Source organism: Paenibacillus sp. FSL K6-4396, from assembly GCF_038002525.1.
In the GTDB taxonomy this organism is placed as follows: Bacteria; Bacillota; Bacilli; order Paenibacillales; family Paenibacillaceae; genus Paenibacillus; species Paenibacillus amylolyticus_B.
In genome coordinates this window covers 4,116,317-4,131,843 of sequence record NZ_JBBOCR010000001.1, presented here as the reverse complement: position 1 = coordinate 4,131,843, position 15,527 = coordinate 4,116,317, and the positions used below count along the sequence as shown (strand labels likewise).

At 43.2% G+C, this 15,527-nt stretch carries 12 protein-coding genes and 1 pseudogene; 10 read left to right on the top strand and 3 right to left on the bottom strand.

The features are described from left to right. Nucleotides 1-11: 11 nt before the first annotated feature. From MHB85_RS17870 to glnA, 7 genes are all read left to right on the top strand, one after another. The gene (locus MHB85_RS17870; protein WP_341073341.1) at nt 12-2,684 is read left to right on the top strand and encodes a PBP1A family penicillin-binding protein; all 2,673 of its coding nucleotides are present in this window, start codon (nt 12-14) and stop codon (nt 2,682-2,684) included. Nucleotides 2,685-2,973: 289 nt separating this feature from the next. Further along, a complete protein-coding gene (locus MHB85_RS17865; protein WP_036672757.1) occupies nt 2,974-3,537 on the top strand; it encodes a DUF402 domain-containing protein in 564 nt (187 codons plus the stop codon). A gap of 110 nt (nt 3,538-3,647) precedes the next feature. Then, nucleotides 3,648-4,619, top strand: a complete 972-nt coding sequence (locus MHB85_RS17860; protein ID WP_091011956.1) for an AAA family ATPase — start codon at nt 3,648-3,650, stop codon at nt 4,617-4,619. Between the two features lie 119 nt (nt 4,620-4,738). Next, nucleotides 4,739-6,025 carry a GTPase HflX gene (gene hflX, locus MHB85_RS17855; protein ID WP_091011958.1) on the top strand — a complete coding sequence of 429 codons (1,287 nt, stop codon included), beginning with the start codon at nt 4,739-4,741 and terminating at the stop codon, nt 6,023-6,025. An 85-nt stretch (nt 6,026-6,110) separates the two neighbouring features. Continuing rightward, the gene (locus tag MHB85_RS17850) at nt 6,111-7,364 is read left to right on the top strand and encodes a methionine gamma-lyase family protein (protein WP_341073340.1); all 1,254 of its coding nucleotides are present in this window, start codon (nt 6,111-6,113) and stop codon (nt 7,362-7,364) included. An 82-nt stretch (nt 7,365-7,446) separates the two neighbouring features. Continuing rightward, nucleotides 7,447-7,860: a MerR family transcriptional regulator gene (locus MHB85_RS17845; RefSeq protein WP_017687924.1), complete on the top strand. Its 414-nt coding sequence runs from the start codon at nt 7,447-7,449 to the stop codon at nt 7,858-7,860. Nucleotides 7,861-7,989: 129 nt separating this feature from the next. Then, on the top strand, nt 7,990-9,318 hold the full coding sequence (gene glnA / locus MHB85_RS17840) for a type I glutamate--ammonia ligase (protein WP_036613569.1): 1,329 nt from the start codon (nt 7,990-7,992) through the stop codon (nt 9,316-9,318). On the opposite strand, the gene MHB85_RS31215 is transcribed toward glnA, so the two are convergent. Together MHB85_RS31215 and MHB85_RS31210 are read right to left on the bottom strand one after the other, a co-directional pair. Further along, on the bottom strand, nt 9,305-9,694 hold the full coding sequence (locus tag MHB85_RS31215; RefSeq protein ID WP_445739036.1) for a tyrosine-type recombinase/integrase: 390 nt from the start codon (nt 9,692-9,694) through the stop codon (nt 9,305-9,307). The two genes, glnA and MHB85_RS31215, sit on opposite strands and share 14 nt — an antisense overlap. After that, on the bottom strand, nt 9,652-10,140 hold the full coding sequence (locus MHB85_RS31210; protein WP_445739035.1) for an Arm DNA-binding domain-containing protein: 489 nt from the start codon (nt 10,138-10,140) through the stop codon (nt 9,652-9,654). Before MHB85_RS31210 ends, MHB85_RS31215 begins: the two co-directional genes overlap by 43 nt. Nucleotides 10,141-11,332: 1,192 nt before the next feature. On the opposite strand from MHB85_RS31210, the gene MHB85_RS17830 reads away from it, so the two are divergent. The 3 genes and pseudogenes from MHB85_RS17830 to MHB85_RS17820 all read left to right on the top strand — a co-directional run bounded on the left by MHB85_RS17830 (nt 11,333) and on the right by MHB85_RS17820 (nt 14,782). After that, nucleotides 11,333-12,352 carry a phosphotransferase enzyme family protein gene (locus MHB85_RS17830; protein ID WP_192131070.1) on the top strand — a complete coding sequence of 340 codons (1,020 nt, stop codon included), beginning with the start codon at nt 11,333-11,335 and terminating at the stop codon, nt 12,350-12,352. An 864-nt stretch (nt 12,353-13,216) separates the two neighbouring features. Continuing rightward, nucleotides 13,217-13,378, top strand: a pseudogene (locus MHB85_RS31205) (helix-turn-helix domain-containing protein); the annotation flags it as partial. 102 nt (nt 13,379-13,480) lie between these two features. Further along, nucleotides 13,481-14,782 carry an aldehyde dehydrogenase gene (locus MHB85_RS17820; protein ID WP_192131072.1) on the top strand — a complete coding sequence of 434 codons (1,302 nt, stop codon included), beginning with the start codon at nt 13,481-13,483 and terminating at the stop codon, nt 14,780-14,782. 105 nt (nt 14,783-14,887) lie between these two features. Here the strand turns inward: MHB85_RS17820 and lexA are convergent, their stop codons facing one another. Then, nucleotides 14,888-15,514: a transcriptional repressor LexA gene (gene lexA / locus MHB85_RS17815; protein WP_017688034.1), complete on the bottom strand. Its 627-nt coding sequence runs from the start codon at nt 15,512-15,514 to the stop codon at nt 14,888-14,890. Nucleotides 15,515-15,527 lie beyond the last annotated feature (13 nt).

Genomic DNA, 15,527 nt, shown 5'->3' with positions numbered 1-15,527 from the left:
CAGGAGGTAACATGCCAAACGATCCGTTGTCGAGGTCTAACAATCGCAACAACAATAACAAGTCACCCAAAAAAGCGAAGCCAAAGACCTCTAAAAAGAAAAAAATTACGGGTAAACGCGTTGGATGGACACTGTTTTTCACAATGGCAATCGCCATATTCTGTGCACTAGGCGGATATTTATTTATTATGGTGAGTGGTGAAAATCTGCTCAAAGCCAACAAGGACAAAACTACAATTAATGAAACTTCAAAAGTATATGATCGCAATGGCCAATTAATGGGGGAGCTATCCATTCAGAAGCTTGACCCCGTCAAAGAAGATGATATTCCAGAGCTGGTGAAGCAAGCCTTTGTTGCAACAGAGGATAAGCGATTCTACGATCATCAGGGCGTGGATATCTGGTCCATTGGGCGTGCGGCGGTTAAGGACGTCATGGCTCGTTCCATGGTGGAAGGTGGTAGTACATTAACCCAACAGCTTGCCAAGAACATGTTCTTGTCCCGTGACAAGACGTTCTTCCGTAAAGCAACGGAAGTATCGATTGCCATGGCATTAGAGCGCAAGTACACAAAAGACGAAATCCTGACGATGTATCTGAATCGGATTTTCTTCGGTCATCAGCGTTACGGGATTAAAGCGGCATCTGAATTTTATTTTGGACAAAAAGATTTGAGTCGGTTGAAGTTATGGCAAATCGCTACCTTAGCAGCTATGCCTAAAGGCCCTTCTGCCTACAATCCGGTGAGCAACCCAAACGATTCTAAAGCACGCCGTGGTGTGGTATTGCAGCTGATGTATGAACAAGGCTATATTACCAAGGCGGAGATGGACGAAGCAAAAGAGATTAACTATAACTACAAGCGACCAGAAAAAGATCAGAAATATCAAGCCTTTATCGATTATGTGCTCCGTGAAGCAGAACGTGTAACAGGCAAAACGGAAGATGATTTGAATATCGGCGGATACAAAATCTATACAACTATGGATGCTCAGGCTCAAACAGCCATGGAAACTGCTTTTACAGATGATAATCTGTTCGAGGCAAGTAAAGACGATCAACAGGTCCAAGGCTCCATGGTTATCATGAACCATGAGAATGGTAGCCTCGTTGCCCTCTTGGGTGGACGGGATTATCAGACTAAAGGTTATAGCCGTGTAACGCAGAGTCGAAGACAACCAGGTTCAGCTTTTAAACCGATTGTGTCTTATGCACCGGCGCTTGAATCAGGCAATTACAGTGCCAACTCCTCGCTGAGTAATGCGAAGCAATGTTTTGGTAACTACTGTCCTGGTAACTTGCATGGATATTCTTCAACGATCAGTATGACGGAAGCCATTACGAAGTCGGAAAATATTCCTGCGGTTTGGCTGCTTGATAAAATAGGCGTTAACACAGGCATTAATTTTGCCAAGAGTGTAGGTATACAGCTGACAGATGAAGACAAAAACTTGGCGATTGCCCTCGGTGGTCTAAGTAAAGGTACAAATACACTGGAAATGGCGCAAGCCTATAGTGCATTTGCCAACCTCGGAGAATACCGTCAAGCCTATTCGATTAAGGAAATTAAGGATAGCGCAGGCAAAACCACGTACAAACACGATAATTCGGACACAACGCGTGTCATGAGTGAGCAAAATGCGTATCAGCTTACACAGATGCTGCAGAACGTTGTTAATGACGGTACAGGGCGTTCTGCACGTCTGGATCGTCCGGTAGCGGGTAAAACAGGAACTGTTCAAAGTGGTATCTCTGGCAACAGTGCCAACCGTGATGTATGGTTTGTTGGATACACGCCGGAATGGACTGCCGCAGTCTGGATGGGCTACGACAATCCGGATGCTAATCATATGCTTAAGAACAGCAGTAAGCTGTCGGCAGCTTTCTTTGCCAAAGTCATGGGAGATGCTTTAAAAGGCGTTCCAGTGAAGCAATTCAAAGCACCAGCTGGAGGGCAGGCACCTCCGCCAGTAGAAGAACCAGAAAAGCCGGCTCTGTCCGTTAGTGGGCTGAGTGGATCATACGATCCAAATGCACAAACCGTCTCTCTGAGTTGGACTGGAACGGGTGACGCGAGTACGCAATATCGGATTTATCGGAAAGAAACATCGGAAGCCCAGTTCACTCATCTCATTGATGCAATAGGAGCGACCAATGCACAAGATTTAAGTGCGTTGCCTGGTCTAACCTATGAGTACTATGTGACAGCTTACGACCTGGCATCAGGACTTGAGACGGATCCTTCCAACACCATTTCCTTGATGATTGAAGCACAGGAAATGCCGCCGGAGGAACCTGATCCTGGTATAGACCCTGGAACAGAGATAGATCCTGAGCAGCCAGGTACGGAGAATCCGGACAATGGTTCACCGGATAATGGCAACTCGAACGGTAATAACGGTAATGGAAATGAAAATGGCAACAACGGAAATGGTAATGGTAATAACGGAAACAATGGCAACGGTGGCAATAACGGTGGACCCGGCCAAGGAAACGGTCAACCTGGGGGAGGAAACACGACCCCACCTGGTCAGGGCACAACAGAGCCAGGCGGTACCGATGAAGGCTCCGATGATGGGGGCGTAACAACGCCGGGCGAGGTTGTAACTCCGGACAGCGGAACAAGTGGGGATACTGGAGGAACAGATGCACCTGTAGATTCTCAAGCTGGTACCGGCGGCTAAGCCATTAAATCACTAAATAACTACATTGAAAAAACTGCTTCCCGGAAAACCGGTGAAGCAGTTTTTTTGTTATACGGAACCAACTCTCAATGGAAGCTGATTTGATGAATAGGTGGGACAAAGCTTGATTTTGAGTGTAAACCTTAAATATGGTAAGCTGTAACTATTAGTAATACGTTGTGCAAGGGCGGGCCCAGAGCGCTGGAATCCATCAGGCGGACGTTATTACATTGTTCACCAATAACATCAGAGCAGGTCACGGACCTGTAGTCGGCAAAGAGGGGTTCGTATGAAACGGAAATTCGGGGACCGCGCGAACTGGCGCCGGATTACGAACCGACAATTCACATGCCGGTTCGTTCAATCCAAAATTTTCACAGGTTATATTACGTTGTACACCATACAGGATTTAAAAGAACCTTTGTGGAAAACTTATGGAGGCAGTACCTTCTGTATCGCAGATAAAGGTTATTCCTGGCTGCAATACTATCCGAAGGGAGAGCACTTTGTTGTTACGGCGATGTTTGACGATCAGGAACGGATTGTAGAGTGGTACATTGATACATGTCGTAGTCAGGGGATAACCGATCAGGGCGTTCCTTGGTTTGATGACCTGTATCTGGATGTCGTTGTACTGAAAGATGGAGAAGTATTTTTGCTGGATGAAGATGAGCTTGAAGATGCACTGTCACGGAAACATATTACTACGGGTGATTATGACCTGGCGAACAAGACGGCTAAGGAACTGCTGCATGCCATTGATGCACATGTATTCCCATACTTTCAGTTATCACTGAAGCATAGGCCGAGTTTGTTTGAGAACGGAGAGTTTCGAAAAAACATTCAGATTTGAGACATCTACTTATCCGTAGAATTCTTCATGATCCTTCTAATATTGGAGCACCTGATAGAATACATTAATAATCAGGAGAGTTCAGCCCGATAAAATAGAGGTGATGGCGAATGAACGGACGGGTCATGGCTGCAGGAGAGCAACCAGGAGGCAGACCATCCAGACAAATTAATATTGTGTTGCGTAACCAGGAACCTCAGATGTTGGTCAAAGATGAAGCAGCGGCAGTACAGGCAGCCAAGAGTATAACCAAACATGCGCACTTCCAGGAGATACAGGGTGAATTGGAGCAATTGGTTGGACTTGAAAATATCAAAGACTTGGTATTTGAGATCTATGCTTTTCTACAGATTGCTCAGATGCGTACTGAAGCAGGTTTACTTAGTGGTGCGCACGTGTATCATATGATCTTCAAAGGCAATCCGGGGACCGGTAAGACCACCGTGGCGAGGATCGTTGCCAAACTCTTTCAGAAGATGGGTGTGTTGAGTAAAGGGCATCTTATTGAAGTAGAGCGTGCGGATCTGGTTGGGGAATATATCGGTCACACGGCGCAGAAAACAAGAGATTTGGTCAAGAAGGCACTCGGTGGGATATTGTTCATTGATGAAGCTTACAGTTTGGCCCGCGGGGGAGAGAAGGATTTTGGCAAGGAAGCTATTGATACGCTTGTAAAGTCCATGGAAGATAACAAAAATCAGTTTATACTGATTCTTGCCGGGTATTCGGAAGAAATTGATTTTTTTCTCCAGACGAACCCTGGATTACCTTCCCGTTTCCCCATTCAAGTGGAGTTTCCAGACTATAGCATTGATCAGTTGATTCAAATCTCTGAGATTATGGCCAAAGAGCGTGATTATATTCTAATGCCTCAGACCATACTCAAGCTAAAGCAACATTTGCTTCAGGAAAAAAATGATTCGCTGCATGCGTTCAGTAACGCCAGATACGTTCGTAATGCCATTGAGCGTTCGATCAGGCATCAGGCGGTTCGTTTGTTGGAACAATACACGGAAGGCAGTCCAGGAAAACTGGAGCTGATGACAATCCGTACAGAGGATTTGAACTTTGAGCGAAAGTAAGCGATAATATAGTTTTTACACCAGCCGGCCGGGCCAACCGGTTCGGCTTAAGGCATGCCATGGCATATTCGTGGAAATGAATATCAACGGAATAGTAATTAGAGGGAGTGAACATATACATGACAAATGGCACACATGATACTGATATGGTCAAAAAAGATCGCGCCGTCTTGGTGAGTCTTGTTACGGATGATGTAAAACGTACAGGTATCAACCCTGAGTACTCTTTAGAGGAACTGGTGAAACTTGCCGAGACAGCTGGAGTGGAAGTGCTAAGTGTACTTTCTCAGAACAGGGAAAAACGTGATACCAAATGGTTCATTGGTAAAGGTAAGGTGGAAGAGCTCCGTGCAATCGCGGAGGAACTCGGAGCAACTACGGCTATTTTTGATCAGGAATTGTCAGGTGCGCAGGTTCGTAATCTGGAAGAAACCCTTGATCTCAAAATTATTGACCGTACCCAACTGATTTTGGATATCTTTGCACAACGGGCCAACACTAGAGAAGGTATTATTCAAGTGGAATTGGCTCAACATAGTTACTTGCTGCCACGGTTGTCTGGTCATGGCAAGAACCTGTCCAGACTCGGGGGCGGAATTGGAACAAGAGGCCCGGGTGAAAGCAAGCTGGAGACAGACCGCCGTCACATTCGTGGTCGTATCGATGATCTGAAGCGTCATTTGGAAGAATTGACTCGTCATCGTAAATTGCATCGTGAACGCCGCAAAAAAACAGGTATTGTACAGGTGGCACTTGTTGGTTATACCAATGCTGGCAAATCGACCTTGCTCAAGCAGTTGACGGCTGCAGATGTGTATATTCAAGATCAGCTATTCGCTACTCTAGATCCAACATCACGTACCATGGAACTTCCAAGTGGTAAAGAAATCGTCCTTACCGATACGGTTGGTTTTATTCAAAATCTGCCACATGATCTGATTGCAGCTTTCCGGGCAACGCTGGAGGAAGTGAATGAAGCAGATCTCATCCTGCATGTTGTGGACGCCTCATCAGCTATGCGCGAAGATCAAATGCGGACGGTTAACACAATTTTGCAAGAACTTGGTTCAGGGGACAAGCCGCAGTTAGTACTGTATAACAAAAAAGATGCATGTACACCAGAGCAGCTTGAGATGCTTCCATTGGATAAAGGCCATATTAAAGTAAGCGCATTAGACTCTGAGGATCTGCTTAAAATCCGTGAATTAATTCAGACAGAGCTGACAGGTGATACGAAACGCTTCCGTATTCCAGCAGAACGTGGTGATCTAACGTCCATACTCTACAAAATTGGTGATGTGGTGGATACCAGCTTTGAAGAGAATGATGTCATTTATGAAGTTGAATTGCAAAAAGGTGAATATGAGAAATTTGGTTATATGCTTGAAGAATTCATTGAATTGTAATATTCATGACATATTGGTGTGATAAGTTGACACGATAATAGATAATTCAACGTCAGATTCGTGCTATGAAGGGGAATGAAGTAAGATGGTAAGCTTTGATTCAGAAATATCTGAACTTCAACGTCAAGTGGAGCGTCAGATTGAAGGACAACTGCAACAGATTGATCGGATCACAGATCACAATCAATGGAAGGTGATTAATGCTTTTCAACAGCGAAAAGTAAGTGATTTTCACTTTGCAGGTTCAACAGGTTATGCCTATAACGATCGTGGGCGTGAAGTGCTTGATGAAGTATATGCTGATGTTTTTGGCGCGGAGGCCGCGTTGGTGCGTCCTCATTTTGCTTCAGGTACTCATACGATTAGTACAGCTCTCTTTGGCGTTTTGCGTCCAGGTGACGAATTATTGTACATCACGGGTAAGCCTTATGACACATTGCATAAAGTTATTGGCAAACCCGGTGATGGCACAGGTTCATTACGCGATTTTGGCATCGGTTACCATGAGACGGCCTTAACTGATGAAGGTGGAGTGGACTGGGCAGCAGTTGAAAAAAGCATTACACCAGCTACAAAAGTCATTGGGATTCAACGTTCACGGGGTTATGACTGGCGCTCCTCTTTCTGCGTTGCTGAGATCGCTGAGATGGTTACGCGTGTTAAAGCGATGAAGGAAGATGTTATCGTATTCGTAGATAATTGTTACGGTGAATTCACGGAGGAACGTGAACCGACAGAAGTCGGAGTTGATCTGATGGCCGGGTCACTGATTAAGAACCCTGGTGGAGGCATTGCGGAAACTGGTGGATACATATGTGGGAAGGAACAATACGTACAGTTGGCAGCTTATCGTCTGACAGCCCCTGGAATTGGGGGAGAAGTGGGAGCAATGCTGGGGACAACACGTGGCATCTACCAAGGACTTTACATGGCACCGACAATTGTAGGACAAGCTATCAAAGGAAGTACGTTTGCTGCTGCGATGTTTGCTGAATCCGGATTTGTAACCAAACCCGCCTGGAATGAAGCTCGCACAGATCTGATCCAGGCTGTTAAGTTTAGTTCTGCTGAGCATCTGATCGCCTTCGTGCAGGGGATTCAGCGTGCAGCAGCTGTGGATAGTCATGTGGTTCCTGAACCGTGGGATATGCCGGGTTATGAGCACCCTGTCATTATGGCGGCAGGTACGTTCATTCAGGGTGGAAGTCTGGAATTATCAGCCGATGCGCCTATTCGGGAGCCGTATATCGGGTATATGCAAGGCGGATTAACGTACTCTCATGTCAAATATGGCGTTTTAATGGCGTTACAGACGATGAAAGATCGTAAATTATTGTGAGTTTATCTAACACGTCATTGACACTTGGTAATAACTAAATGTACAATAGGGTGAAGAATAGATGACTGGAAGGTTGATGAACATGGGTGATGAAATCCGCAGAAATATGGCCTTATTCCCAATTGGTATTGTAATGAAACTTACGGATCTGTCTGCACGTCAGATTCGTTACTATGAGCAGCACAGCTTGATCGTTCCTGCGAGAACGTCAGGTAATCAACGGTTATTCTCTTTTAATGACGTAGAGAGATTGCTAGAGATTAAGGCTTTGATTGAAAAAGGAGTTAACATCGCGGGCATCAAACAAGTGATGAATCCTGTTTCGAAAGAATCCGAGGAAGCTACAGTTATCACGCCAGATACTGAAGTTAAACGCAGAGAGCTGTCCGATACGCAGTTGCACCGCTTGCTGAAGCAGCAGCTTGTATCAGGTAAGAGACCAGGACAAGTATCTCTCATTCAGGGAGAGCTTTCCCGATTCTTTAATAAAAACTAAATTCGCATAACTTGGCGAGTGAGGGGAAAACATGCACTTTTGGTGTGAGACTCCTTGACCCGTGGAACTTTCTAATGTACAAATATAACAGGCAAGCCAAATACGCAGATAAGAAAGGGAGAGGTTATAGTGAGTTATACAAAAGAAGACATTCTCCGCATTTCGAAAGAAGAAAACGTACGATTCATTCGATTGCAATTTACTGATTTGCTTGGAGCTATCAAAAACGTTGAGATTCCTGTGAGTCAGTTGACTAAGGCTCTGGATAACAAAATGATGTTCGATGGATCTTCCATTGAAGGTTATGTACGTATTGAAGAGTCCGACATGTACCTCTATCCAGATCTAGATTCTTGGCTTATTTTCCCATGGGTTGCAGAGAACCGTGTTGCACGTCTGATTTGCGACGTATATCTTCCGGATGGTAATCCGTTCCCAGGAGATCCACGTGGCATCTTGAAACGAAACCTGAAGGAAGCCCAAGATATGGGATTCACTTCCTTTAACGTTGGTCCTGAACCCGAGTTCTTCTTGTTCAAAACAGACGAAAAAGGAAATCCAACTAACGAACTGAATGACCAAGGTGGTTATTTCGACCTTGCGCCTACGGATCTTGGTGAAAACTGTCGTCGTGACATCGTTATCACACTTGAAGAAATGGGCTTTGAGATCGAAGCTTCCCACCATGAGGTAGCTCCAGGTCAGCATGAGATCGACTTCAAATATGCTGATGCTCTGAAAGCAGCTGACCAGATCCAAACGTTCAAACTCGTTGTTAAAACGATTGCACGTCAGCATGGTTTACATGCTACATTCATGCCGAAACCACTGTTTGGTATGAACGGATCCGGTATGCACTGTAACCAATCCTTGTTCAAAGGCAATGAGAACGCATTCGTTGATGAGTCGGACGAGTTGGGTCTGAGCAAAACTGCTCGTCACTTCATGGCTGGAACTCTGAAGCACGCACGTGCGTTTGCAGCAATTACTAACCCAACTGTGAACTCATACAAACGTCTTGTACCAGGTTATGAAGCACCTTGTTATGTAGCATGGTCTGCTAGTAACCGTAGCCCAATGATTCGTATTCCAGCTTCCCGTGGTCTGAGCACACGTGTTGAGGTTCGTAACCCGGATCCGGCTGCTAACCCTTACCTGGCTTTGTCTGTTCTGTTGAAAGCAGGTCTGGACGGAATCAAACGTGAGCTTTCCTTACCAACTCCGATTGACCGTAACATCTACATCATGTCAGAAGAAGAGCGTGTGGAAGAAGGCATTCCAAGCTTGCCAGCTGACCTGAAAGAAGCATTGAATGAATTGATCCGCAGCGAAGTAATCTGTGATGCTCTCGGCGACCACGCCTTGGCTCACTTCTATGAGCTGAAAGAAATTGAGTGGGATATGTATAGAACACAAGTCCACCAATGGGAACGCGATCAATATATTACTTTGTACTAATCGAAAAAGCCTTGTAACTACGGGGTTTTGAAGAGATGAACCGGGGGACGTTTTGAGGGAATTGCACTTCTATTGAGGTTGCGTCCCCCAAACGTCCCCCGGTTTTTTGATTTTCTGATCCAAAAATAAGGGAAGTGTACTCTTCATACTTATCCATGTTCCGCTTTTCTAGCTTTTTAGAAATATGAGCATATACATCGGATGTAATTTGCACACTGCCATGCCCAAGCTGCTCTTGTACAAATTTGATGTCAGCCCCAGCTTCAAGCATGATCACGGCATAGGTATGTCTCAAGGAATAGATCGTTAAATCCTCACTCAAATCAGCCTTTCTCAAAATTCTCTTTGAAGCATTAAAGAGACAAGATTTTGGCATCGGACTACCATCATTTCTGCCAATGCATGCTCTATGGCTGAGTATACTGTTGAGTTAATGATCTCGACCGTTCGTTTACTGAGTCCCTTTTTAAATAGAGAGTCCAAAAAGACTTGATACATATCTGGTTTTAAATTTTGGAGCATCAGACGGTTAAAATAGGGTTTGATATGGGTGTTCAAGTTATTTTCATGTTGTTTGATGGTGTTCTTTCTTACAACATCTTTTTTGTAATTATCAATCCAATTACGAATGTAATCTACCAAAGGAATGTCTGTCTGTTCAAACCCTTGCTTTAGCTGCCTTAAAAATTCAGCAGCAGCTAGTTCAGCCTCTGGTTTAGTTCGAAAACCAGCCTTGGATTTCTCTTTTTGTTGTTGAGTGAACGGATCGGTGTACTTTAACCGATACCTCCAGCCACTTTTCAATTCCTTGAAACTTGCCAATTTCATTCCTCCTACTAGGGCGTTAGTTTTTTTGTATGTAAAACCGCCTCACAGCGGTGTAAGCGTAATTAATCAATTTTGAGCAGAGTAGTGAAATGTTCTGGGTTAAAGATGAAATAGGAGAAAGAGCTTGGAATTAGAGTCGGAAAAGATATTTTAAATAAATCATCAAAAAACGAGCCTTCGGTAACTAAGGCTCGTTTGTGCAGGAGTCATATTTGGCTCCAATAACTATTTTTGGATTAGTGCAGAGGTTTCTTGCGGAAAAGTTCGAGACCAGAACTTGTACCGATTGCCGAAAAGGACAAGGAAATGATCTGATTACCGATTAGATAAGTATTTAACTACTTGTCACTGCTCTAATTCATTAAGCTGGTGGGCAGTTTAGTTTAAGATTAACTGCGGTGAACCATATCATCGCTAGTGATAAAGCAGAGAATTGAACTGGATATTGCATCGGCAACGCTGAGTTTGCAGGAAGGAGCTTAAAGTATTCACGTAATCGATACATGTGGAGTGTCTTATATTGATAGTCCGTAAGGAATAGATGAGATGTGACAGTTTCGCTCAAACGACTTAATTGTATAGTGTTGACACTTCGCCCACTTGGAGTAATATGTAACTATTGAGATATCATTCTATTTCCGATGAAGACATATCTTAGTTTGAATGTTATTTAGGAAGGAGAGACACTATGAAAAGGTTCGAGATATGTTCTATGCAAAGTCTATTTTATGAACAACGGCGGCTGTTTGTATAGAGCTAATATTATAAGTAACCGCTTAAATCCGGATAGTGATAATTGTTATAGTGTAGACTTTGCTACCTTAAAATTCAACTATTTTAAGGAGCGGCTATCATGAGATATGTAAATGTCAACATCATCTTTCCAGAAGAATTTCTAAATGAAATACAAAAGTATATGAACGTTGGATTGGTTTACGTTTCTCGATGGTGACACTATCGAGAAACTTTCAGATCGATTTTGCCTTATCAAACGATACTATTAAAGAGATCGTTTATATAAAATAATAGTTTAACAAAAGTCGCATTGGAAGAAATTCTAATGTGACTTTTTTGTGTATAGTATAGTTTAAATTGTTTACTACATATTTTCAAGCTTTTACTATCGTTATAATAACATACAAGAGAAGTAGTTACGTACTTCATAAAAACTGTAGGGGGATAACAAATGAATGATTTTTTAAGATTTGATACTGATGAAGAACGGCGGGCGTTATTAATCAGAGCAAGGAAAGTCGCTCTATCTGCTATTCAAAAGTATGATTTAGAATGGGATAACATCCAGTTTATTCAACTATCCGATACGATCACGTATAAAATTGAAACCAGTACAGATAACAATTATTTACTTCGCATTCATTCGGACCGATTAAGCAGAGAGGAAATTCGTTCGGAACTCCTACTGTTACAAGCACTGAACAAATCGAAAGATCTAAATGTACCAGAAGGGATGGCAAATTGTGATGGTATTTATGTATTGGACATCGAAACAGAGACAGGATATAGGCGCCCTTATATAACGATGATGCGATGGATAGAGGGTGAAAAAGCAGTAGGTGAATTTACAGATAGTCAAGCATATAATATGGGTGTATTGATGAGCAGGCTCCATGCAGCAGCAAAGGATTTCAATCCACCTTCTGATTTTGTAAGACCTACTTGGGGAGTAGAAAGTTTTAAACGTGAAATGGATAAGTTGGAACGTTACTATGAGCGTTTTTTATCCGAAGAGGGATGGAAGCTGTATCAAGATGCAGCTGAGAAGGTTGTATCCCAACTTACCACGATGCATCCAAGTGAACATAATTATGGGCTCATTCATGCTGATTTACATACCGGTAATATGGTTTTTGAGGATAATCAACCCTATCCGATTGATTTTGGAAGATGTGGGTACGGATATTATCTCTACGATATGGCAGGCACCATATTGGAGCTTTGGCCAAAGCATCGATGGATGCTTATCCAAGGTTATGAGAGTATTAGGAAGTTGGAAACGGACTATATTCGGGATCTGGAATGTTTTTTTGTCATGTTCATGATCGAGAACTACTGTCATCACGCCTCTGATCCAAGAGAAACAACCAGTTTAATCGAAGAACAAAAGTATGCCCAAGCATACATAAGAGAATATTTAAATGGTAATCCATTTTTATTCGAAGTGGTCGAGCCTGTAAATTTGGATTAATACTAACCGATACCGGGCTAAAATAATGATATCTTATGGTGATGATTTACAATAAGTCGCTGTTTAGAGTGTTTGTTCATATCATCGAGTTTTAAAAACGTGAGCTATGACTTCGAGTTTATATAAGATCTACTTGTGTACTTAGCGCTGAAACTTTTCTGTTTATTATGAAGATTTCTGCTTATTCATGAAGTTTGTCCGATCCAGTTGTTCTTCAGCTTCTCTAGTTCCCCTTCATTTTGGGGTATATTTTGACAGAGCTGTTTGGGTCGTTTCGTGATTTTTTAAACTGGCATTGAATTGGAATGAAGGCGACTCGACTTGGTGGGTCGTCTTTTTTCTTTTCTAGGGGCTTGATGGTTTGCGCCGGATGTTCAGGACAGCGAGATGCCAAATACGGTTGAGGCATTATGGAAGATCGAGCTTTTATATGGAAAGCATCCGTCCTATACGGAGAGTAGTATGCGGTAAAGTTAACAACGAAGCTGGAGGGGGAGCTTCGAAGTGTTCCTTGGTCATCGATTTGAGGGATAAGTTCGATGAGTTCCTTAGAGATTTTAATGTTTTTGGAAGATGGAGAAGGCAGAGATGCATCAAACCATTGATTATGTGAAGCTTTAAACTTCATATTCTGCAGAATTAGCTTAATGTAATTATTAAGAACCCCTTTTATATCTTTAAAGCCTCCTAATCCAATTGGTCACTCGAAGCCACCTCAGATACACTAAATGAAATGAGGAGAGCGTCCATGAAAATATGGAAACGGGGAGGTTACAGTTACTGGAAATAAATAAAAAAGGCCCATGGCTGGATTCATGTAGAATGAAGGTTCCTACACCACATTCACACAAGGAGAATCCAGCCATGAGCTACAGACATTTTAGCATAATTGAACGGAGCAAGCTAGAAATCCTACACCAGCAAGGCAAAAGCTGACGAGCAATCGCAAAGGAACTGGGCAGACATCCTTCGACCATTTGCCGTGAATTAGAGCGTGCAGCTTCATTTGGATCCTATCAGGCGGAGCATGGATGTTTCATTTGTATGTTGAAAGTTTCATATAGAAGAGGTATACTTTAATTAAATTTTGAACAATTTAATTTTAAATAATTAATTGGAGATGTTATTATGGATCAGGCAAAACAACTAGTGACAGAACAACGTACATTTTTTTATACAGGACAAACTAAAAATATCGAGTATCGGATTAATGCACTTCAACAGCTTAGAAAAGGAATTGAAAAGTATCAGCAACGGATTCAAGATGCACTTCGGGCTGATCTGAACAAATCTGAGGCGGAAGCTTACAGTTCCGAGATTCGAATAGTTCTGGGTGAACTGGATTTTGCATTAGAACATCTGCAGGAATGGGCTGCACCCAAACAAGTCCCAACCAATGCGGCTATGCCGGATGGGGTGAGCACCATTTACCCTGAACCATACGGAGTGGCGCTTATTATTGCACCTTGGAACTATCCTTTCCAACTGGCGTTTGGTCCACTGATTGGAGCAATTGCAGCCGGTAACTGTGCAGTTATCAAGCCTTCTGAATTAACACCAGCCGTATCTCGTTTGACGTATGATCTGATTCATGAGATCTTCCCTCAGGAGTATATAGCCGTTATGGAAGGGGAAGTCGAAGCCAGCACAGCATTGTTGAAAGAGAAGTTTGATTATATTTTCTTCACAGGCAGCACGGGTGTTGGTCGCATTGTGATGAAGGCAGCTGCAGAGCACCTGACTCCTGTAACTCTTGAATTAGGTGGTAAGAGTCCTGCTATTGTCCATAGTGACGCAGATCTGAAGCTGGTAGCTCAGCGTATTGTTCGTGGTAAGTTCCTGAATGCAGGCCAAACTTGCGTTGCTCCGGATTATTTGCTTGTACATGAACAAGTTCATGACGAATTGATCAATCTGATTGGCGCAGAGATCAAAGATAAATTTGGGGATGATGTGTTACAAAACGCTGATTTCCCGCATATTGTCAACGAACGTAACTTTAATCGGTTGTCGAAATTCCTCACAGATGGCAAAACGCTAATTGGTGGGCGTTCTGTACGTGAGCAGTTGCTCATTGAGCCGACTGTACTTGGAGATGTGAAATGGGAATCAGCTGTGATGCAAGAAGAGATCTTCGGTCCGATTCTTCCTGTGTTTACGTACAGTGACCTGAATCCTATGCTGGATGAGATTGTTCGCCGGCCAAAACCATTGGCGCTATATCTCTTCACACAGGATGAGCAACTGCAGGATCAGGTTCTGAATCAAGTATCCTTCGGTGGGGGATGTATTAATGACACACTTTCTCATATGACTTCACACTATCTCCCGTTTGGTGGTGTCGGAGAGAGTGGTATGGGCTCATATCACGGACAACAGAGCTTTGATGTGTTCTCGCATCACAAGAGTGTTCTGAAACGCAGTGAATAATTAGCCGCATAAATAACATAAACATGAAAAAAAGAGGTTGCCCTGTTCATCAGGGCAACCTCTTTCGTATTTCATTACATCTAGTTTTGTTACTCAAGTTAAATATTAATGAATATCTCGGAAAAGGCCAATGACTTTACCCAGAATACTAACATGTTTCAAACGTAAAGGTTCGAAGGTCGCATTCTCCGGTTGAAGGCGAATATGATCTTTCTCTTTATAGAACGTTTTCACTGTAGCTTCATCGTCTTCAGTCATTGCAACGACGATATCACCGTTATCAGCAGTTTGCTGTTGACGGACAATAACGTAATCTCCGTTAACGATTCCAGCTTCCACCATACTATCTCCGACTACCGAAAGCATAAACACTTTCTGTTCGCCTACATAATGTGTAGGGAGAGGGAAGTAGTCTTCAATGTTCTCGGTTGCAGTGATTGGAACCCCGGCTGTAACCTTACCAACAACAGGAATACGTGCAACGCTATGAGCAAATTGATGAGAATGCTCAGACTCTTCCTGGCTCAGAAGCTCAATGGCTCTTGGCTTGGTAGGGTCGCGTCGGATCAAACCTTTTTTCTCCAAACGATCCAAATGTCCATGTACTGTTGAGCTGGAAGCCAGTCCAACCGCTTCACCAATTTCCCGTACGGAAGGAGGATACCCCTTCAACCGGACTTCATTTCGTATAAACTCCAGAATAGCCTGCTGCCTGCTGGATATCTTCGACATACCGTATCAACCC